Here is a 19,964-nt window from a genome sequence, read left to right as displayed (position 1 = left end):
CTGCGATTTATCTTATGGGTTCAACCTAAAGTCGTAGGACTAACAGTATCACACTTTAAAGCCATCCCATTCTTGCATACAATAATGAGCTCTTATCCCAATACGACACATGCATGCCTGAATTACCTGAAGTTGAAACAACTAAAACCAGCTTAGTTCCCTTAATCGATCAGAAAGTGATGTATGTCCAAGTCCGTGAATCTCGCTTACGTTGGCCAATTCCCGAAGATATTCAGCAACTTCAAGGTCAAAAACTCATTGGTTTAACTCGTCGTTCCAAATATATTTTGGCTGAGTTCGAACGTCATACAATGCTCTGGCATTTAGGGATGTCAGGCAGCTTTAGAATTTGTGATGAGTCAGATGAAATGAGAAAGCATGATCACCTCATCATTCAATTTGAAGATATGCAATTGCGCTATCATGATCCACGCCGATTTGGCTGCATTATTTGGCTGAATGAACAAAGCCAAAGCAAACTTATTGATACTTTAGGTCCTGAACCCTTAAGTGATGAATTTAATGCTGAATATTTGTTTGAAAAATTAAAAAATAAAAATGTCGGCACAAAAGTTGCAATCATGGATAATCATATCGTCGTTGGTGTAGGAAATATCTATGCAACTGAAAGCTTATTTAATTTGGGTATTCACCCTGCCCAACCTGCGTCAAGCTTATCAAAGCTACAAGTTCAAAATTTGGTGATTGAAATTAAACGAATCCTAAAGCAAGCGATTGATTTGGGTGGGTCAACTTTACGAGATTATAGCAATGCGATGGGTGAAAATGGCTATTTTCAACAAACTTTGTTGGCATATGGTCGCGCAGGTGAAATGTGTATCAACTGTGAAACGACTTTGGAAAATCTAAAACTTGGACAAAGAGCCAGTGTTTTTTGCCCCCAATGCCAACCACTTAAGCGAACCAAAGATACGCCTAAAAAGACACGAGGAAAAATGAAATGAAAACAGCAATCGTTCGACATATTCTCGTCAAAGACAAAGATCTTGCAGAGCAGCTCAAGAAGAAGATCCATGATGGCGCTGATTTTGCCAAAATTGCGAAACAACATTCAATGTGTAATTCAGCTAAACGTGGTGGTGAATTGGGTGAAGTGAAAAAAGGACAGCTTGTTCCTGTGATTGATAAATTGGTATTTACTGCGGCTGAACATATCCTACATGGACCTGTAAAAAGTCAATTTGGTTTTCATTTGGTTGAAATTAAATTTCGTATGGATTTTTAGTTTAAAGATTTACATTCTTGGTATGAAGTTGAAATGATATCGCCTTGTCTGGCAATTCCCGTACTTTTACCTTGCTCAAAACTCATCCATGCTGTAGTAAGGGGCTGACTTGGTTAATTGATATATCCATATAATCCTTTACCTTGCCCTTGAATAATACAGATTGGCTGGTTTATAAATAACTTCTGAGTATTGCCACTTAGAATTTGAACTGTTTGCTCTATAACTGTTTCGGAATCATCATTTCGCTCTAATGACTTTGAAATGTCTTCCGCAGACTTTACTGTCAAATGCAAAGGTTGATCAAACACAAGTGCTTTAAAGCGTTTAGGCAATGCTTGATAAGATGGTGATGGTTCTTCATCACCTTTATAATGATGATAATCCTGAATATGACAATGAATCTTCTTAAATTGCGAACGCGCACTTCCCATTGTTTGTGACCATGACATTGAACTGGCTACATCCTCAATATCTTTAATTAGAAATGCACTTTGAGAGTTTCGCAAATAAATAAAGTTTTCAAAATCTGCACTTTGGTTTGCCAAGGGGTCTGACTTAGTCATTTTTTCCGTTTTTAAAATGATTTGGTCATTTCGTTTTATATATTGACCTGTTTGCGATTCAATATTTGAAACTTGATCCATAGAAGAATACTTGACATCATCAAAGCTTAATATTTCAAATCTGTTGTTTTTAATTCCAATAAAGGTATATAAACCAAATGCGTAGTGACTAAAATAAACTCCTTGAACCTGATCATTAGAATCATATTGTTCACACATCAAGGTTACTTGAGGGCGTATTTCTGGGCTGAACTGCTTAATAAAATTTTCATCAACTTTAACATGGGCTTGGCATCCATAGATTAGAAAACTCGCCAAAAAAATAAAAATCTGAGCTATTCTCATGAATTTAAACTCTTTTATATATTTGAATCACCTTGTTCAGGTTTAAACTCATGGACAAACTTCGCATAATCATCAATATACGTCCTAAACATCTCTGCTCTGGTCGTAAAGTAAAAAATTTCATTGCCATTTCTGACAATATTTTCAGGCGATTTACCATTGCAGTAACCTCCTGCCGAATTAACGGCTGATTCCAGCATTTTAAAACTTTGTTCAGCTGTCGCTTCATCTTTAAAACTAAACACCAACAAGACAAAATCTGGACGATACTGTTGATCATCACCTAATTTTTCTTTACTGACGGCTTTATATGAACGAATTCCTTCGCCTTTTACTTGTATGACTTTGTTGAGCGTACAATCATTTTCCGACCATGATGATCCACTGTCTTTTTCAATAAATTCAAAATTAGCCTTTAACAACCGTGTTTCCAAAGCAAGTAACAGTGCTTCATTTTCATCTGTTGAATCTGTTTCAATGGTGGCATACGTGGTCTGTTCATTCGGCATATCACTAAACGTCAAACCACTTGCAGCTTGCGCTTGATCTGCACGTTCAGCCTGAGCCTTTTCTACCGCCTGTTGTTCTTTTGGATGCTCAGAACAAGCGGATAAAGCCATGAGTGTGATCACTATCCCTATGCTTTTTTTTACCATAGCCATCATCCTTTTTATGTTCTCGCATAAAAAACGGTACTTAATCGTACCGTTTCAATTCGTTTCTTTACAATCATTTTATATTTCTAAAACCATTTAAAAATATATAATCCTGCAACTTCAAACCAATTTATTAGGCTTGCGGACGTTTCTTCAATTCATCACGAATTTCACGGAGTAATTCAATATCTTCAGGTGTTGCAGCAGGCGCAGCTTCAGCAGGTTTACGGATTTTATTAAGGAATTTAACCAACAGAAATACAACCCAAGCCAAAATCAGGAAGTTTAAGAAGATCGTGATGAAGTTACCATAGGTTAAAACATTCACACCTGCTTTTTGTAAAGCATCTAATGAAGTTAAATTATTCGGGTTGTCCCCCAATACAATAAATTTTTGTGTGAAATCTACACCGCCCCCTGTGATTACAGAGATCAATGGCATGATCACGTCTTTGACCAATGAGTCAATAATTTTACCAAATGCCCCACCGATGATGACACCAATTGCCATATCCATCATGTTGCCTTTAATGGCGAACTCTCTGAATTCTGAAAGAATACTCATATTTTAACTCCAAGCCAATTTTAGGTATTTTTTATGTGACGAAGTATACATTATGTTTCCATGTACATTTCCGCTTAATTTACTCGTTTTTTGTTAAAAACCAAAAGCCTTTTACATTTATATAAAAAAACCGCAATTTATTAAAAAATTGCGGTTTTTTTTCTAGAAATGAAATTATTCCTAGTTAAAACACTTAGCCACGAGAAGCACGTTTACGTTCATTTTCAGTTAAGAATTTTTTACGAATACGAACAGATTTAGGTGTAACTTCAACTAATTCGTCATCTTCAATAAATTCTAATGCTTGTTCAAGCGTGAATTTAATAGCAGGTGTCAACGTTAATGCTTCATCTGTACCAGATGCACGCATGTTAGTTAACTGTTTCGCTTTAGTTGGGTTCACAGTCATGTCGTCTGAACGAGAGTTCATACCTACGATCATACCCTCATACACTTCTAACTGTGGTTCAGCAAACAGACGACCACGGTCTTGTAAAGTGAACAATGCAAACGCTAAGCAAGTACCGTTAACCATAGAGATCAACACACCATTTTGACGTTTCGCAACTGCACCCTGTTTCGCAGGACCATAATGCGAGAAGCTTGAAGTCATGATACCAGTACCAGAAGTAATGGTTAAGAATTCAGAACGGAAACCAATCAAACCACGAGATGGAACAGTTGCTTCAATACGGATACGACCTTTGCCGTCAACTTCCATATTGGTCAACTCACCTTTACGGTTACCCATTTGCTCCATAACAGAACCTTGATGCTGTTCTTCAACATCAAATGTTACGTTCTCGTATGGCTCTTGCATTTCGCCATCAACTTCTTTCATGATCACTTGCGGACGAGAAACACCCATCTCGAAGCCTTCACGACGCATTGTTTCAATCAATACTGAAAGATGAAGTTCACCACGACCAGATACTTTAAAACGGTCTGGGCTGTCAGTATCTTCTACACGTAAAGCAACGTTATGAATCAATTCACGATCCAAACGTTCACGGATATTACGTGAAGTTACAAATTTACCTTCTTTACCCGCAAACGGTGAGTTGTTTACTTGGAAAGTCATCGAAACTGTAGGTTCATCTACAGACAATGCAGGTAAAGCTTCAACATTTTTAGGATCACAGATCGTGTCAGAAATGTTTAATGCATCTAAACCAGTGATACATACGATATCACCTGCTTGAGCTGAATCTACATCTACACGCTCAAGACCATGGTAACCCATAATTTTTAAGATACGACCATTACGTGTCTTGCCATCTTTATCGATCACAGTCACTGGTGTATTGGTTTTTACTGAACCACGTTGAATACGACCCACACCAATTACACCCACAAAACTATTATAGTCAAGTGAAGAAATCTGCATTTGGAATGGACCATCAACATCAACTGAAGGTGGTTCAACAATATCTACGATTGTTTCGAACAACGGGGTCATATCTTCAGCAAGTTCTTCTGGAGATGGACCAGCAACACCACGAAGACCAGAAGCATAAACAACTGGGAAATCTAACTGTTCGTCGCTACCGCCTAAGTTATCAAACAAATCGAATACTTGATCGATCACCCAGTCTGGACGAGCGCTTGGCTTGTCTACTTTGTTGATGATCACGATTGGCTTCAAACCACGCGCAAACGCTTTTTGAGTTACAAAGCGAGTTTGAGGCATTGGACCTTCTTGTGAATCAACCAAAAGAAGTACACAGTCAACCATAGACATTACACGTTCAACTTCACCACCGAAGTCAGCATGTCCCGGGGTGTCAACGATGTTAATGCGGTATTCAGTGTTTGTACGTTTGTCTAACCATTTGATTGCAGTGTTTTTTGCAAGAATGGTAATACCACGTTCAGACTCAAGCGCATTCGAATCCATAACACGCTCAATCTCACCCGCGCGGTCACCGAGTGCACCTGATTGTTGTAAAAGTTTATCTACTAGAGTCGTTTTACCATGGTCGACGTGCGCGATGATGGCAATATTACGGAGAGTTTTAATATCAGACATGTAAATTCGATACGCTTTAAATTTGAGGGCAAATTATACAGAAAAAAGATAACTTTTAGTAGTGACAGTTTATTGACAGTTACAAGTTTTTTTCACAACTGCTGGCTTTTTATTTTGTAATAGTGTGTAAAGCGATTAGAATAGCGCCATCTCGCAGCTTCCTCTTTCTGTACCATGTCTGATTCTCATACCTCTTCCGATCAAAAACAGGGTCAAATCGATCTTATTTATGGTTTAAATGATCGTCCAAAACCACTTATCGCATTTTTTGCTGCTTTACAACACTTATTGGCGATTATCGTTCCAATTGTGACCCCGGGTTTACTCATTTGTTTAGCACTAGGCGTATCGCCTCAAGACACCAACATGATTTTATCGATGTCTTTGGTGATTTCAGGGGTAGCTACTTTTTTACAATGCAAAAAAATTGGACCTTTTGGTGCAGGTTTATTGATCGTACAGGGTACAAGCTTTAACTTTATTGGACCAATGATTGGGATTGGTTCTGCAATGGTAGCAGCGGGTACTCCAGTTGAAGCAGTCATGGCTTCTATTTTTGGTGTGGTGATCGCAGGTTCATTTATCGAAATGGGTGTATCACGCATTTTACCTTGGGTGAAAAAACTCATTACACCATTGGTGACAGGAATCGTGGTATTGCTGATTGGATTGACCTTAATTAAAGAAGGTCTTATCAGTATGGGTGGTGGCTATCAAGCAATGGACACCCACACTTTTGCAAGCAAAGATAATCTGATTATGTCATGTACAGTATTGGCGATTATCATCTTGCTCAATCGATTTAAAGTGGTTTGGATTAAGAGTTCTGCAATTTTAATCGCCTTAGTGATTGGATATATTCTTGCAGGCTTTATGGGCTATTTAAATTTTTCAGGCTTAAAAGATGCCCCATTAATTCAAATCCCAACACCTATGCACTTTGGAATTAGTTTCTCTTGGAGTCTGTTTATTCCAATGGCATTCATCTACCTCGTGACCTCTCTAGAAGCAATTGGTGACGTGACTGCGACCTCAAAAATCTCAAACCAACCTGTTGATGGTCCTGTTTGGATGGAGCGAATCAAAGGTGGTGTATTGGTCAATGGTGCAAACTCATTTCTTGCAGGGCTGTTCAATACCTTTCCAAGTTCTGTTTTTGCCCAAAATAATGGTGTGATTCAATTGACAGGTGTTGCGAGTCGATTTGTCGGTATTTGGATTGCGATCATGCTCATCATTCTTGGATTATTTCCAGCTGTTGCTGGAATCATCCAAGCTGTGCCTCAAGCCGTTCTTGGTGGTGCAGTCATGGTGATGTTTGGTGCTGTAGCAGCATCGGGAATTAACATTTTATCTGGAATTCAACTTGACCGTCGTGCCTTGCTGATTATTGCAATTTCACTTGCACTTGGCTTAGGTGTTGCCCAAGTTCCTCAAATTTTAGAACATTTACCAGAATTACCACGCAATATCTTTAGTTCTGGTGTTGCGACAGGCGGACTAGCTGCCTTAATTTTAAATTTAGTTTTGCCTGAAACTAAAAAATAACGAATCAATTCTTTATAATGCCCAGCCTAGACTGGGCATTATTGTTCAATTTTAATGATGGATGGTGAATATGGAGCCAAGAAGTGAAGTTGTCATTCGACAGCATGACTATCTCTCTGGACGTGTTTTATTGGTCAATGCACCAACGGATGATCTACTTTCAAATTTAGCTCATGACATCGAGGCAAGTGTTTGGACTTGGAATTACAATGAGTTCCAATATTTCCAAAACCAACAAGCCAACGTGCATTTTGGAACAGACATGGCAGAGGCTGATTTTGATCAAGCTATTGTTTTTGTCCCAAAATCCAAAGAATTACTCAATTATGTTCTGCATCAGTTGGTTGCTCGTTTAGCAATCGGCGCTTCAATCTTTTTGGTTGGAGAAAAGAAAGGCGGTGTTGAACGTGCTGCAAAACAATTATTGCCTTATGGTCAAGCCATAAAATTAGACAGCGCACGTCATTGCCAAATGTGGCAATTGACGACTGATAAAACCGTGACTCCGAAACCGCTCGCACAATGGGCGCAAGAATACAATGTCAGCACGCCTTCAGGTGATCTTCGCATTTGTGCCCTACCTGGTGTATTTAGTCAAAATCGATTAGATATTGGAACTGCTGTACTATTGCCTTATTTGAAACAAGTCACTTCAGGAAAAATTGCTGACTTTGGATGTGGTGCGGGGGTCATCAGCGCATTTCTCTCAAAACTCAATCCTAAAAATCGTATTTTTGCTTTAGATGTTGATGCTTTTGCTTTAGCTTCAACACAAATGACGTTTGAAAAGAATCATTTACCTTTAGAACAACTCGAAATAAAAGCAGTGACTGGAATTGAGGATGCGCCATTGTTTTTACATGCCATCGTCAGCAATCCACCGTTTCACCAAGGTATTCAAACCGACTACAATGCCAGTGAAACATTATGTAAAACTGCAAGACGACATTTAAAATCAGGCGGTGAATTATGGATTGTGGCAAACCGCTTCCTAAATTACCCATTACTCATTGAGCAGAGCTTTGGTCAATGCATTACAAAAGCCGATCAACAAGGCTTTAAAGTGCTATTCGCCAATACTCAAAAAAGCAGTAAGGAATAACGATGAGCGAAACAGATCATCCACAACTCCAGCGTAAGCTTGGAGCACGACATTTAAACATGATCGCGATTGGCGGTTCTATCGGTACAGGATTATTTCTTGCTTCTGGTCAAACCATTGCCACAGCAGGTCCAGGTGGAGCACTACTTGCCTATGTACTGATTGGTATTATGATTTATTTCTTAATGACCAGTTTGGGTGAATTGGCAACTCACAACCCAACTTCAGGTGCATTTTTTACCTATGGTAATAAATATGTAGAAGAAGGCTTTGGATTCGCTCTGGGTTGGAACTATTGGTATAACTGGGCAATTACTGTTGCTTTTGAGCTGGTTGCAGTTCAGTTCATTATGAAGTTTTGGTTTCCCGATATTCCTGGATTCTGGTGGAGTGCAATCTTTCTCGCCATTATCTTCTTTATCAATGCATTAACCGTCAAAGGCTTTGGTGAAAGTGAATTCTTATTCTCCTTGGTCAAAGTCATTGCCATCCTGTTCTTTATTGTGATTGGCTTATTCATGATTGGCAAAATCATGTTAGATCCAACAGATTCAATTACAAAGAATTGGACCATTGGTGATGCACCTTTCGTGGGTGGATTCCAAGCCTTGGTCGGTGTTGCCATGATTGCAGGATTCTCATTTCAGGGAACTGAAATGGTAGGCGTTGCTGCGGGTGAATCTAAAGATCCAAAGAAAACCATTCCGATTGCAATCAAACAGATCTTCTGGCGAATTCTGTTATTCTATATTTTATGTATTTTTATCATCGGTACCTTGGTGGCATATACAGATCCAAATCTTGCTCTTGCTGCTGAAGGCGACGGTAATATTACCCTTTCACCATTTACCTTATTGTACGAAAAAGCAGGATTAGCTTTTGCAGCAGGCTTAATGAATGCGGTGATTTTAACTGCCATTATGTCTGCGGGTAATTCGGGCATGTATTCATCAACACGTATGTTATTTGATATGGCTCGTGAAGGAAAAGCACCACGAATTTTCGCTAAACTCGATCTGCGTGGCGTGCCAATGAATGCACTCTATGCCACGACTGCAATTGCAGCACTGTGTTTCTTGACCACCTTTATTGGTGAAAGTGTGGTATTTACGTGGCTGTTAAATATGTCAGGAATGTGTGGTTTTATCGTGTGGTTAGGTATTGCAGTCTCGCATTATCGCTTCCGTAAAGGCTATTTGGCACAAGGTCACAAACTGGAAGATTTAGCGTATCGAGCAAAATTCTTCCCATTTGGTCCTTGGTTTGCATTTATTCTCTGTGCCATTATTATTCTTGGACAAAATTCAGAGGCTATTCTTGCAGGAAAATGGATGAGCGTGCTGTCCACTTATATCAGTATTCCGCTGTTCCTTGTGATTTGGCTTGGTTATAAATGGAAGCATAAAACTAAATTTGTACCTTATGACAAAATGGATGTCAGTCCAATTTCAGTGGAAAAAGAATAAATTAGAATATTTAGATAAAGCAGCTTTCGAGCTGCTTTATTATTTTTTTTAGCTTGAACGCCCCTGTTTAATCTAAAAAAATTGGCGGGATGGATTGACAAAGTTTTTTTTATTTATAGAATAGCGCCCATTGGGTAATATCCAAACAGAATTTTGGTCTTTGATTTTCGAATCAAAAAATAAACAGGAGTACGACATGCAACAACTTGAGAAAACATTGAATTAAGATTAAGTCGTCGTCTACTCACGGACACTGATTTAATCAAAGTGTCCGAATGTCAGTTTCAAACCTAGCATTCGCTAGGTTTTTTATTGCCTATTGAATCCGAGTCATGGATGGGTAATATTTATTTAAAACTTTCGGACAATAAAAATAATTTGCTTAGAGAATGAAAAAATGGGCATACAAATGATTTTGAACGCCAAAGCAGAATATGGCGTTCCTGTAAAAATTTATACTACGGATGTAGATGAAGAAAGCCTGACACAGCTACGAAAGATGTCACAGCTGCAATTTATTCACTCGCATATTGCAGTCATGCCTGATGTACATTTAGGTAAAGGGGCTACAGTAGGTAGTGTGATTCCGACTAAAAATGCCATCATTCCTGCTGCTGTGGGTGTGGATATTGGTTGTGGAATGAATGCTTTAAGATTAAGTCTAAAAGCTGCTCAACTTCCCGACAACTTGAGTAGTTTACGTAACGCAATTGAAAGAAAAGTTCCTGTTGGCTTTGAAATACACAAGCAAATTAAAGCCAAAGCATCAACACTTTCTCCTTTAGATAAAAAACTAAAGTTAATTACTGACAAGCATCCAGCATTAAAACGTATGTTACGTAGTTTTGATGTCACTTGGCAGAAACAACTTGGAACTTTAGGGGGTGGAAACCACTTTATTGAACTTTGCCTTGATGAAAATCAGGATGTTTGGGTCATGCTACATTCGGGTAGCCGTGGTTTAGGCAATGTGATTGGTACGTATTTTATTGAACGTGCCAAAAAAGAAGCGCAAAACCGTTTTGGTCATGTACCTGATAAAGACTTGAGCTATTTTGCAGAAGGTTCAAGCAACTTTGATGATTATGTTGAAGCTGTTGAATGGGCACAAGAATATGCTTTTGAAAATCGACGTGAAATGATGCGTTTAATTTTGGAAGCCATTCGTCCATTATTACCCAGCTTTCAGATGACCAAAGAAGCGATTAATTGCCATCATAATTATGTGCAAAAAGAACTTCACTTTGGTGAAGAAGTCTTTGTTACCCGCAAAGGTGCAATTCGTGCAGGGCTTGATGAATACGGAATTATTCCGGGGTCAATGGGCGCGCAATCCTTTATTGTAAAAGGCAAAGGCAATCCAGATTCATTCTGTTCATGTTCACACGGTGCAGGACGGAAAATGAGTCGAACGAAAGCTAAACACATGTTCAATCAGCAAGATCTAATCGCACAAACTGCTGGCGTTGAGTGTCGTAAAGACAAAGGCGTAGTAGATGAAATCCCTAGTGCCTATAAAGATATTCATCAAGTTATGGCAAATCAAAGCGATTTGATTGAAGTGGTGCATACCCTTAAACAAGTATTGTGTATTAAAGGCTAAGTCTTAATTGTAGTTAAGCACTTCCTCTTTGTGAGTTTCGATTTGCAAAGAGGAAATCGAAGGCAAAGTTAACTGTATCGGAGCTTAGGACAATATTCACGAATGACGATGACCTGTTGGCAAATACCTTCAGCCTGGCATTGTTGTTCAAAAATATTTTTTTGCATTGGATCAAAGCTATCATAAAAACATATTTCTTGATCATCAATTGAATACACCAAGGAGTGATTACCAATCCCCTCTAAAGTGTCATAATAGACAACAATGGCATAACCCTGTTCAATGTTGGTTTGAATATCTTGATAAGTTAAGGGTTGTTCAATAGTCAAACCTAGACGATTTGCCTCTGTGTAATGCTCAATTTCTTTGAAGTGGATATTGGGATCATCTGCTGTATGAAATACAACATCAAAACCTAATTTTTTAAGCCCAACTGCCAAGCCTATTGTAAATGTTCCATCTTCAGAATCATGCTTGCAAAGCTGAACAAGCGTTTGAATATCAACTTGGATAGCATAATTTTGCATCAGCATCCAGACCGCAAAAATACCGCCATTGGCCTCTAAATCCAGTAATTCATCAGGAAGTTGTAGACTCATTCACAATCCAAACACTTAAAAAATCTGAGTAAATCATTATAACGTGTATAGAAAAAAATTCAGTTCTATTGTGAATTTACTTAATTTTTAAAATAACAGTGACCCGTCTATTTTTTGCTTTACCTTCCGCAGTTTTATTATCTGCGATAGGCTTTGTTGGGCCCAAACCAAGAGTAATCAATTGATCAGGATTAACCTTATATTCACTCACTAAATAATCTTTGACGATATTTGCACGTGTCAATGAGACTTTATTATTTGCAGCCAATGAGCCTGAACTGTCTGTATGTCCTTCGATATTAAGCACAAAATTTTTATTGGTTTGCAATAACTGTGCAGCAACTGATAAAGCTGGGCGATATTGCGGATCGATTTCAGTCGATTTCGGCTGAAAATATATAGAAAGCCCATGTTTCAAAGACTTTACTTCGTTTGGATATTGTTTTTGGATGGAAACAGTATTGCTATTTATGGGCGTAGACGTGCAAGCAGTTAAACTCAACAACATCAATCCTAGAATCACGTATTTCATGACTAACCTATAATTATTGATTTTTGCTTCAGTTTTATTTAGATATTGACCAATTATATGTATTTCCAATAAAAAAGCGACTCAATTGAGTCGCCTTTTTTTAACTAAATAATTAATTATTTAGTTACAGTACGGCTACCAGTGATCGTCGCGAATACACGACGGTTCATAGCACGACCTTCTTTAGTTTTGTTGTCAGCAATCGGTTGATCCCAAGCGAAACCTTGAGTAGACAAACGAGATGCATCAATGTTGTACTCGCTTACAAGCGCTGATTTAACAGAGTTAGCACGAGCTAAAGATAAACGTTCGTTTAACTTACGTGGACCAGTGTTATCTGTGTGACCTTCAATACGAGCAGTCGCATTCGGGAATGTATTCAACGCATCAGCTACTTTAGCAACTTCTGGTTTATACTGATCTTTGATGTTTGATTTGTTTGTATCAAAGAACACACGAAGTTCCATGTTCAAATCTTCAGTAAGAACTTGTGGAGCTGGTTCTACTGGAGTTGGAGCAACTGGAACCACTGGAGCAACTTCTACTACAGGAGCAGCAGGTTTCAAGTGACCACCAAGAACTACGTTAAGACCTGCAAGAGCAGTATAGTTCCAGAATTTTTCGTCAAAGTTATAAGTACCACGAGCTTCAGTACGAAGAGATAAAGCATCGTTTAAGCGCCAGAAAGCACCAACACCCGCGTTACCTAAAGTACCTTCTTCGTTGTTGTGGTATGACATGTCATCAAGTTTGTACTTGTAATGACCAGCACCTAACAATACGTATGGCTTGATTTTGCTGTCATAGTTTTTAGTGATCAAATCAGAAGTAGCATAGAAGTTACCGTTGATTTGAGTTTGCTTGTATTCAGAACCAGGAACGCCAGTACCGTCAAGATCACCTTTAACTTGGTTATATTCAGCTTCGAAACCTAACCATGGAGTAAGTTCAACACCAAGTGCAGCACCAACGAATAAATCGTCTTGTAACTCAGGACCAGCTGTTAGCTCACCTTTGTCACCACCGTTGTTGTGTTGAGTGTCTTGGAAAGTGTAACCAAGCATTAATGGTGTAACAGTTACACCAGCATTAGCAGCAGCGAGTGGAGCAGCAACAAGCATAGCAAGTGCGATACGACTCAATTTCATGGATATCCTCCAGAGATAACAATTGTTGTTCAAGCCTAGCCTAAAATTTATTGGCTACCCTGAGATAAATTTTAATACCCCAGTATTATTTTTAAGCTACTCACGTTGAATCATACAAACACTTGAGGCTTTTTCCAAGTGCTTGATAACTTTAATCAAGTAAATTATTGACAAAATTACTTACAATTTCCGTTGTAATTCGGTAACTTTCTACTCAATTTTTTTTCGTGAATCGCTTATCTTTTTACTATCTGTATTTTAGCAGTAAAAGAAAGTGATAGTAATAAATATTTTACTACAAAAGCGTTTCAATAAGATTTAATAGACAAGTCATTATTTTTCAAATAAAAAACAATACTTAACAGAAGATTAAAACATGTATTTTTATTGTAAAGAACAAGGTTTTTCTTTGTTTGAGCTTATAAGCATAATTGTTATCGTTGCAATAATTTGCCTAATCAGTTTGCCTTTTTATCATGATTGGATGCAAAAGCAAGAATTTCGATCGATTCATCCCATGATTCAACAGCATGTTTCTTATGCAAGAAGTCAGGCATTGGCACGACGAACAACAGTTGTCATATGTTCGTCGGAAAGCTTGGTCCAATGTGAAAAAAACACATGGCATAAAGGCATAATTATTTTTACAGATCGTAATAAAAATAAGCAGATTGATGATGGCGAGCTCATACTCCTTAAAACTGAAAAAAATATTAAATATGGAACCTTGACTTGGATTGGGAGTGCCAGTAGTCGTGATGTATTAACCCTTCAAGGCGATACCGGACTACCACGTGGTTCACCAGGCAGTTTTTACTATTGTGGGCATCATGATACTGACAACAATACCCGCTATAAAATCGGACGAATGGCGACTTTAAATAAGGAGCCTACTGAAAAATGTTAAAAACTGTTCTCTAGCGTCTACATATATTGCATATTCAGCATTTATTCTTGTGCTGTTTTTTATATACTGCTTAAGTTTTGGATATATTTAACAAGAATCATGTGGAGATCAGAACAATGACTGACATCGTAATTGTCAATGGTGCACGTACTGCAATGGGCGGTTTTCAAGGTAGCCTAGCCAATGTCACTGCGCCTGAATTAGGTGCTGTAACCATTAAAGAAGCAATTGCGCGCGCTGGTTTACAACCCAATGATGTAGAAGAAGTCATTATGGGTTGTGTACTCCCTGCTGGTTTGAAACAAGGTCCTGCTCGTCAAGCGATGCGTAAAGCTGGCTTACCTGATTCAACAGGTGCAGTCACAATCAATAAACTATGTGGTTCAGGCATGAAAGCTGTTATGCAAGCCGCTGATGCGATTAAAGCAGGTTCTGCAGAGATCATTGTTGCTGGTGGTATGGAGTCGATGACCAACGCACCATATCTACTGCCGAAAGCCCGTGGTGGATATCGTATGGGACATGGTGAAGTCAAAGACCATATGTTCTTTGATGGACTGGAAGATGCTGAAACTGGTCGCTTAATGGGATCTTTTGCACAGGATATGGCGAATAGCAAAGGTTATAGCCGTCAACAAATGGATGACTTTGCCATTCGTTCTTTACAACGTGCTCAAAAAGCCATTACTGAAGGTTGGTTTAAAGACGAAATCGTACCTGTGACTGTTTCAGGTCGTAAAGGTGATGTGGTTATTGATCAAGATGAACAACCGTTTAATGCCAATATTGAAAAAATTCCAACCTTACGTCCAGCATTTGCTAAAGATGGAACCATCACGGCTGCAAATGCCAGCTCAATTTCGGATGGTGCATCTGCTTTAGTTTTAACCTCTACAGATGTTGCAAAGGCAAAAGGTCTGCAACCTTTAGCAAAAATTGTGGCTTATGCTTCAAACTCTCAACATCCATCTGAATTTACCATTGCCCCTGTAGGTGCAATCCAAAAAGTTTTAAATAAAACAGGCTGGGATGCTCAAGATGTCGACTTATGGGAAATCAATGAAGCTTTTGCTATGGTCACTATGTGTCCAATCGATGAATTCAAATTAGATGCAGAAAAAGTCAACATCAATGGTGGCGCCTGCGCATTAGGACATCCTGTAGGCTCAACAGGCTCACGCATTATCTTGACGTTGATCCACGCATTAAAACGTACAGGTGGCAAAAAAGGTATTGCAGCATTGTGTATTGGTGGTGGTGAAGCAACCGCTGTGGCGATTGAAATTCTTTAAGCTTTTTCTTATAGATTAAAACTCATTGAAATAAAAAGGCATCACCATTATGGTTGATGCCTTTTTATTTCATCTTATTTTATCGTCATTCGATAAAAAAACCAAATCCATCCCACGTCTCTGTTAAAAGGCTCAAGCCTATATGCTACCAATCAATATGATTCACTTTATATCAATAGAATATCTTTACTTTTTTTCATCAGCCAATCTTGCCTGACATCGCGATCGTGAGGCGACAAGAATATCTTCATGTTGAGCGGGGGTATATGAGCAAAAATAAGACTCTATTTTGTTTACAGTGCAAGAAGACCGTTAAAAAAATTGATTGAGTAAAGTAACGCTTCGCCTACGCAAATCAGTGAAAACTTTTCTCAAAATATAAGACTGTAAAAGCGCCTTGTTTATACCATGTAAATTTTCAAGAATGCTGTGATTTATACTGCTCTTCGCTCAAGATGACATTGTTTCATATATAAAAATAGAGGCAGTCCGACTGATGCTCCGCCCATCAGCGAAGCAATGACAGGGACCCATAATCTATTCATTTTCAGTTGTTGACCATCCTGTATCACCATAACGACAATCACCACAACAGTGACAATGACATCTAGCCATGCAAATGCAGCGATTGGGTTATCAATAATTTGCTGAAAAAACAGGGTTAAGTTTAATCCATGTTGATTTAACCACAGGATAAATTGTGAGAATGGAAGGATGATTCCAAGGAGGGTCAATAGCGCGTATATTCTTTTCATGATTATTCCTTTCTAATTAAATTGACCTTATTTTCAAAAGATTTAAATATAACCTGAGTTCGATAAAAATCCTTGATGAAAGATGATACATCCAAACCGCCTGATTATTCATACAAGTGATTTGGATGATTCATTTATTTAGTACTTTTCAATCATAGATGGTCTTGCTATCGTGAGGCGACATGGATGTCGCCATGTTGAGCGGGGGTATGAGGATGTACCCCTCGCTCAACGAAAGATTTTTGTCACTTTTCATCTCTGAAAAGTGAGGCATCGTCTACGCAAAACAATTTAAACTTTAGAAGTAAAGCATGGCAGTGTAAGCTTTAGATCATCAAACAATCTATTGATCGCTTTCATTTTATTGATCAAGAGAAATGAAACGCTATTAATGGTTGCGCTTGCGGAGCTCCGCTCCTCATCCTAAAATTGGATGAAAACGCAGCAAGACTACATAGAGATTTATTATTTTTCAATGAGTTGAAGATTTAATTACATCGAACTTAGGTTAAATATAAATAAATATCAAAAATATACCACGCATTGATCAAAATCTCTAATCAGCTTTTTTGTCTTAGTAAAAAGTATTTAATATTGAGATAAATCTAAACATTGACGAAACATATACGGGGCTTCTATTACTGGGCACCATCTTAGCGATTTGATTGAAACGCTAAAATAAAGTATCTCGTGATAAGCTTGAACTTGGTATATTTATTTCTAAGTCATACTAGAAGATTCAGAATAAATAAAATTTAGCCACATTCTAACTAAAATCATCTCAGAACTTAACTCAACGAACACTAAGGTTTCAATAACTCACCATGATCCATCCACAGACTTAATTAAGACTCTAAACGCTTTGGTTCAGGAATAGGGGCAATATAGGCGATGAGTAACATTACAAAACCTGCTCCCAAGAACGATATGACCCGGGTCAGTGTGCCGATATGAGATAAATCAAGCAAAACCAGCTTCAAGGTCACAATGACCAGAATGCTGCCACCTAAAATCCATACAGGACGTAATTGTTTACGGCTGGCAAAACTCATACTAATCAACGCCAGGCTCACCCAAAGTAAGGTCAAACTTAATTGTGCCGTCGCATCTTGCCATAAATCCAATTGATTATAAGGTGTAGCAAAATACACATGTAGCGCACGCAGAACCATATAACTACTTAACCAAAGTAGACTTAAAACCGACAAAACAGCCAGAATACCTTGGTCTGTACCCTGTTGTAGAGCCAGCTTCTGTTGCAAGTTGAGCATCCATAAAAAGCCCATTAACATTGCAATACTCACCAAATCAAATGGGTTCAAGATTGGCAATAAATAGCCTTGAAAAGCCTGTTGAGAAAATAATTGCGAACAGATGATCCATATCAGCATCAGCGCCAAACTGGTTCGTGTTTGCCAAAAAATTTTCCAATCCTTACTTTTCTGAATAAAGCACCACCCACAAAACAATAAAGGTAATATCACGACACTAATATAAGGTGTAGAAGGAATTAAAGTTAAGCTAGCTAAGCTTAAACTGATTAAAACGCCTAAACTTACCCACTCTTCCACAAAGCGTAGCGCATGAAAAGGTCTTAACCATAGTGTGGTCAATATCAATCCTGCTAATGTCATTCCCCATCGATCAATGTCAGTTTGCCAAACCAATACACCATTTTGACTTATATCCAATAAAAGAATCAGTGCAAAAACATAAATAGGAATAATACCAATCCACTTGGGGATCAACCATGTTGATAATGCTTTTAACTTGAGCATCAATTCATTCATCAACAGATAAGTAGCGCTGAGTATCAGCAATGTGTATATGTAGCGATAAGCACCATTAAAATAGTCAAGCAGTAGAATAAGCAACATCGACGTTGCTGCAATCATCAATAAACTCAGAAATAAGATAGACAGCGCATTCAGTTGCTGTCGAAATGCCTCACGACTATTTCCCAATAACACTGCAAAAATATAACTAATACATAAATACCAGTACATTGTGGTTGGGAAGCTTGGCAGTTTAAATAAATAATACAGGCTTGTTGCCCCTGCGACGACCATCAATGCCATCGCCAAATAACGGCTAATTGCTGATTGTCGATATAATGCATAACCCCATATACATAACCCTTCGAGTACCCATCCGACTACACTCCATTGTCCATGTAATAAAATAGGTGGAATCAAAGCCATAAAGATCAAGGCAAGACTAAAATAACTCTGTGAAATCAATTGAATCGACTGATTACGTTTTGAAAATTGATAAATACCTGCGAAAAGCGCAGCAAAAGCTAAACTAAAACTCGCCAATAACATGCTTTGATGAAAATAAAGCAAATATAGAAAAAGATAGCTGACAATCGGAGCACCAAAAATCAAGGCAATATCTAAACTCGGTTTAAGCTTAAATTGTTCAACATCTTGTTTGGCAATTAGTTGGCTAAAACGGAAACCTAACCAAATAAAAACAGCTGTATGCGCGAAAATTAAAAGGGTAAGTGTCTGTTTGTCTTGTAAATCACCATGACCAATTGCATAAACACTCCCAACGATTGCTGTAACCAAGAAACCGATTTGATTCAGATATTTCCACGGTCTCAAAGTGCTCATTATCGCAATTGCAATATTAATCAGCAAATAATAGGTCAAAAGCTCAACGACAGTGGCGTCGCGTACGGGTAAGGTAAAGGGTGCAATGTAGGCAATTGACATTGCCATAAGTGCCAATTCAACACTTTGCTGCTTTAAGCTTAAGCTGAGTGTAATTAGCATAATCATAACAAAGCAAAGACTTGCCAGATAAATATTAGGAATTACATGGGTATAATATGCAAAAAATAAGGTGAGAGATAATCCAGCAAGCCCCAATCCCTCCAGTGCCAATGCAAAACTACGATTTTTACTTTGCAGACTCAAACCAAGTGTAGTAATTGCGATACTCGATAAAGCAACCAATGTGAGTTTAATCACGAGACTCAATTGCCAATGTTCTGTTGCAAAACGCAGTAACAGTATAATGCCAATGACCAACACCAATATGGCAACTTTCAGTACAGGATTCCCCTTAAAAATCCAATCTTGAATTTGTGAAATCAAACTCGTTGCGGAATCTCGTGGGACTTCTTCAGATTGCGTTGAAGGAATTGATAATGAAGCAGTTGATCGATTCGCAGAATGTTCAAGCGACTGAATTTGTATTTGAACTTGTGTGAGATAACGTTCTAGACGCCTCAACCATCTAAGAAAAAAGAAAATCCATGCCGTTAAACCTAGCCCCACCATCCAACTCAAATGTAGGGTTAATCCGACGACAGCAATGATAGAAGAAATATAGAGCGGGACTTTTGAGGTACTATGTAACGGTAAACGCATGCTTTGGGCGATATCTAACATCGGATTTTGAATCGCATCGACATAGTGCATTACACTCATGACAAAAGCTAAACCACAGAGATAAGTCAATACGTGCGCATCTAAAAACCATGCACTCACCGCAATTATGATGAGCATCATTAACCAGATAATACGAATTTCACTCTGCCCTTTCAGCATATTTTTACTTTCTTCATCTTCAATATGTTGATCATACAACAGCAT

17 protein-coding genes are annotated in these 19,964 nt (G+C 38.3%); 8 read left to right on the top strand and 9 right to left on the bottom strand.

The window, feature by feature from the left end; all coding sequences use genetic code 11:
• Positions 1–113: 113 nt before the first annotated feature.
• Positions 114–965 carry a bifunctional DNA-formamidopyrimidine glycosylase/DNA-(apurinic or apyrimidinic site) lyase gene (gene mutM, locus TOL5_RS04325; protein ID WP_046759573.1) on the top strand — a complete coding sequence of 284 codons (852 nt, stop codon included), beginning with the start codon at positions 114–116 and terminating at the stop codon, positions 963–965.
• Entirely contained in the window at positions 962–1,246 is a 285-nt protein-coding gene (locus TOL5_RS04320) for a peptidylprolyl isomerase (protein WP_046759572.1), read from the top strand. Before mutM ends, TOL5_RS04320 begins: the two co-directional genes overlap by 4 nt.
• Before the next feature lie 113 nt (positions 1,247–1,359).
• Here the strand turns inward: TOL5_RS04320 and TOL5_RS04315 are convergent, their stop codons facing one another.
• The 4 genes from TOL5_RS04315 to typA form a co-directional block, all read right to left on the bottom strand.
• Entirely contained in the window at positions 1,360–2,157 is a 798-nt protein-coding gene (locus TOL5_RS04315; RefSeq protein ID WP_227544136.1) for a hypothetical protein, read from the bottom strand.
• A gap of 14 nt (positions 2,158–2,171) precedes the next feature.
• Complete coding sequence (locus TOL5_RS04310; RefSeq protein WP_009585871.1) at positions 2,172–2,813, bottom strand: hypothetical protein; 642 nt, start codon at positions 2,811–2,813, stop codon at positions 2,172–2,174.
• 133 nt (positions 2,814–2,946) lie between these two features.
• Positions 2,947–3,378 (bottom strand): large conductance mechanosensitive channel protein MscL, encoded by a 432-nt coding sequence (mscL, locus tag TOL5_RS04305; RefSeq protein ID WP_004829921.1) that lies wholly within the window; start codon positions 3,376–3,378, stop codon positions 2,947–2,949.
• Between the two features lie 193 nt (positions 3,379–3,571).
• The gene (gene typA, locus TOL5_RS04300) at positions 3,572–5,407 is read right to left on the bottom strand and encodes a translational GTPase TypA (protein ID WP_004829923.1); all 1,836 of its coding nucleotides are present in this window, start codon (positions 5,405–5,407) and stop codon (positions 3,572–3,574) included.
• A 174-nt stretch (positions 5,408–5,581) separates the two neighbouring features.
• Here typA and TOL5_RS04295 point away from each other — a divergent pair, with 174 nt between their 5' ends.
• From TOL5_RS04295 to TOL5_RS04280, 4 genes are all read left to right on the top strand, one after another.
• Complete coding sequence (locus tag TOL5_RS04295) at positions 5,582–6,955, top strand: uracil-xanthine permease family protein (RefSeq protein WP_004829925.1); 1,374 nt, start codon at positions 5,582–5,584, stop codon at positions 6,953–6,955.
• 70 nt (positions 6,956–7,025) lie between these two features.
• Positions 7,026–8,057, top strand: a complete 1,032-nt coding sequence (locus TOL5_RS04290; RefSeq protein WP_004829927.1) for a class I SAM-dependent methyltransferase — start codon at positions 7,026–7,028, stop codon at positions 8,055–8,057.
• Positions 8,058–8,059: 2 nt separating this feature from the next.
• On the top strand, positions 8,060–9,523 hold the full coding sequence (locus tag TOL5_RS04285) for an amino acid permease (protein WP_004829930.1): 1,464 nt from the start codon (positions 8,060–8,062) through the stop codon (positions 9,521–9,523).
• Between the two features lie 397 nt (positions 9,524–9,920).
• Positions 9,921–11,126: an RtcB family protein gene (locus tag TOL5_RS04280; RefSeq protein WP_121775521.1), complete on the top strand. Its 1,206-nt coding sequence runs from the start codon at positions 9,921–9,923 to the stop codon at positions 11,124–11,126.
• 68 nt (positions 11,127–11,194) lie between these two features.
• On the opposite strand, the gene TOL5_RS04275 is transcribed toward TOL5_RS04280, so the two are convergent.
• The 3 genes from TOL5_RS04275 to omp38 all read right to left on the bottom strand — a co-directional run bounded on the left by TOL5_RS04275 (position 11,195) and on the right by omp38 (position 13,405).
• On the bottom strand, positions 11,195–11,725 hold the full coding sequence (locus TOL5_RS04275) for a peptidase C39 (protein WP_121775520.1): 531 nt from the start codon (positions 11,723–11,725) through the stop codon (positions 11,195–11,197).
• Positions 11,726–11,801: 76 nt separating this feature from the next.
• Positions 11,802–12,257 (bottom strand): OmpA family protein, encoded by a 456-nt coding sequence (locus TOL5_RS04270; protein ID WP_009585935.1) that lies wholly within the window; start codon positions 12,255–12,257, stop codon positions 11,802–11,804.
• Positions 12,258–12,373: 116 nt separating this feature from the next.
• Entirely contained in the window at positions 12,374–13,405 is a 1,032-nt protein-coding gene (gene omp38, locus TOL5_RS04265; protein WP_221260661.1) for an outer membrane protein Omp38, read from the bottom strand.
• A 484-nt stretch (positions 13,406–13,889) separates the two neighbouring features.
• Here omp38 and TOL5_RS04260 point away from each other — a divergent pair, with 484 nt between their 5' ends.
• Both TOL5_RS04260 and TOL5_RS04255 read left to right on the top strand, forming a co-directional pair.
• A complete protein-coding gene (locus TOL5_RS04260; protein ID WP_009585928.1) occupies positions 13,890–14,312 on the top strand; it encodes a GspH/FimT family protein in 423 nt (140 codons plus the stop codon).
• A gap of 116 nt (positions 14,313–14,428) precedes the next feature.
• Positions 14,429–15,604 carry a thiolase family protein gene (locus TOL5_RS04255; protein ID WP_004829940.1) on the top strand — a complete coding sequence of 392 codons (1,176 nt, stop codon included), beginning with the start codon at positions 14,429–14,431 and terminating at the stop codon, positions 15,602–15,604.
• 434 nt (positions 15,605–16,038) lie between these two features.
• Here TOL5_RS04255 and TOL5_RS04250 read toward each other — a convergent pair whose 3' ends face one another.
• Entirely contained in the window at positions 16,039–16,359 is a 321-nt protein-coding gene (locus tag TOL5_RS04250) for a DUF2834 domain-containing protein (RefSeq protein ID WP_058971843.1), read from the bottom strand.
• An 845-nt stretch (positions 16,360–17,204) separates the two neighbouring features.
• Positions 17,205–19,919: a DUF2339 domain-containing protein gene (locus TOL5_RS04245; RefSeq protein WP_162987741.1), complete on the bottom strand. Its 2,715-nt coding sequence runs from the start codon at positions 19,917–19,919 to the stop codon at positions 17,205–17,207.
• Positions 19,920–19,964: the final 45 nt, after the last annotated feature.

This window comes from Acinetobacter sp. Tol 5, from assembly GCF_019702905.1.
GTDB lineage: Bacteria > Pseudomonadota > Gammaproteobacteria > Pseudomonadales > Moraxellaceae > Acinetobacter > Acinetobacter bereziniae.
The sequence above is the reverse complement of the archived record's forward strand: the minus strand, read 5'-3'. Positions and strand labels throughout refer to the sequence as shown.

Bases quoted from the DNA above. Each gene is read 5' to 3' on its own strand.
- mutM (WP_046759573.1), top strand. From the start codon at position 114: ATGCCTGAATTACCTGAAGTTGAAACAACTAAAACCAGCTTAGTTCCC.
- TOL5_RS04320 (WP_046759572.1), top strand. From the start codon at position 962: ATGAAAACAGCAATCGTTCGACATATTCTCGTCAAAGACAAAGATCTT.
- TOL5_RS04315 (WP_227544136.1), bottom strand. From the start codon at position 2,157: ATGAGAATAGCTCAGATTTTTATTTTTTTGGCGAGTTTTCTAATCTAT.
- TOL5_RS04310 (WP_009585871.1), bottom strand. From the start codon at position 2,813: ATGGTAAAAAAAAGCATAGGGATAGTGATCACACTCATGGCTTTATCC.
- mscL (WP_004829921.1), bottom strand. From the start codon at position 3,378: ATGAGTATTCTTTCAGAATTCAGAGAGTTCGCCATTAAAGGCAACATG.
- typA (WP_004829923.1), bottom strand. From the start codon at position 5,407: ATGTCTGATATTAAAACTCTCCGTAATATTGCCATCATCGCGCACGTC.
- TOL5_RS04295 (WP_004829925.1), top strand. From the start codon at position 5,582: ATGTCTGATTCTCATACCTCTTCCGATCAAAAACAGGGTCAAATCGAT.
- TOL5_RS04290 (WP_004829927.1), top strand. From the start codon at position 7,026: ATGGAGCCAAGAAGTGAAGTTGTCATTCGACAGCATGACTATCTCTCT.
- TOL5_RS04285 (WP_004829930.1), top strand. From the start codon at position 8,060: ATGAGCGAAACAGATCATCCACAACTCCAGCGTAAGCTTGGAGCACGA.
- TOL5_RS04280 (WP_121775521.1), top strand. From the start codon at position 9,921: ATGGGCATACAAATGATTTTGAACGCCAAAGCAGAATATGGCGTTCCT.
- TOL5_RS04275 (WP_121775520.1), bottom strand. From the start codon at position 11,725: ATGAGTCTACAACTTCCTGATGAATTACTGGATTTAGAGGCCAATGGC.
- TOL5_RS04270 (WP_009585935.1), bottom strand. From the start codon at position 12,257: ATGAAATACGTGATTCTAGGATTGATGTTGTTGAGTTTAACTGCTTGC.
- omp38 (WP_221260661.1), bottom strand. From the start codon at position 13,405: ATGAAATTGAGTCGTATCGCACTTGCTATGCTTGTTGCTGCTCCACTC.
- TOL5_RS04260 (WP_009585928.1), top strand. From the start codon at position 13,890: ATGCAAAAGCAAGAATTTCGATCGATTCATCCCATGATTCAACAGCAT.
- TOL5_RS04255 (WP_004829940.1), top strand. From the start codon at position 14,429: ATGACTGACATCGTAATTGTCAATGGTGCACGTACTGCAATGGGCGGT.
- TOL5_RS04250 (WP_058971843.1), bottom strand. From the start codon at position 16,359: ATGAAAAGAATATACGCGCTATTGACCCTCCTTGGAATCATCCTTCCA.
- TOL5_RS04245 (WP_162987741.1), bottom strand. From the start codon at position 19,919: ATGCTGAAAGGGCAGAGTGAAATTCGTATTATCTGGTTAATGATGCTC.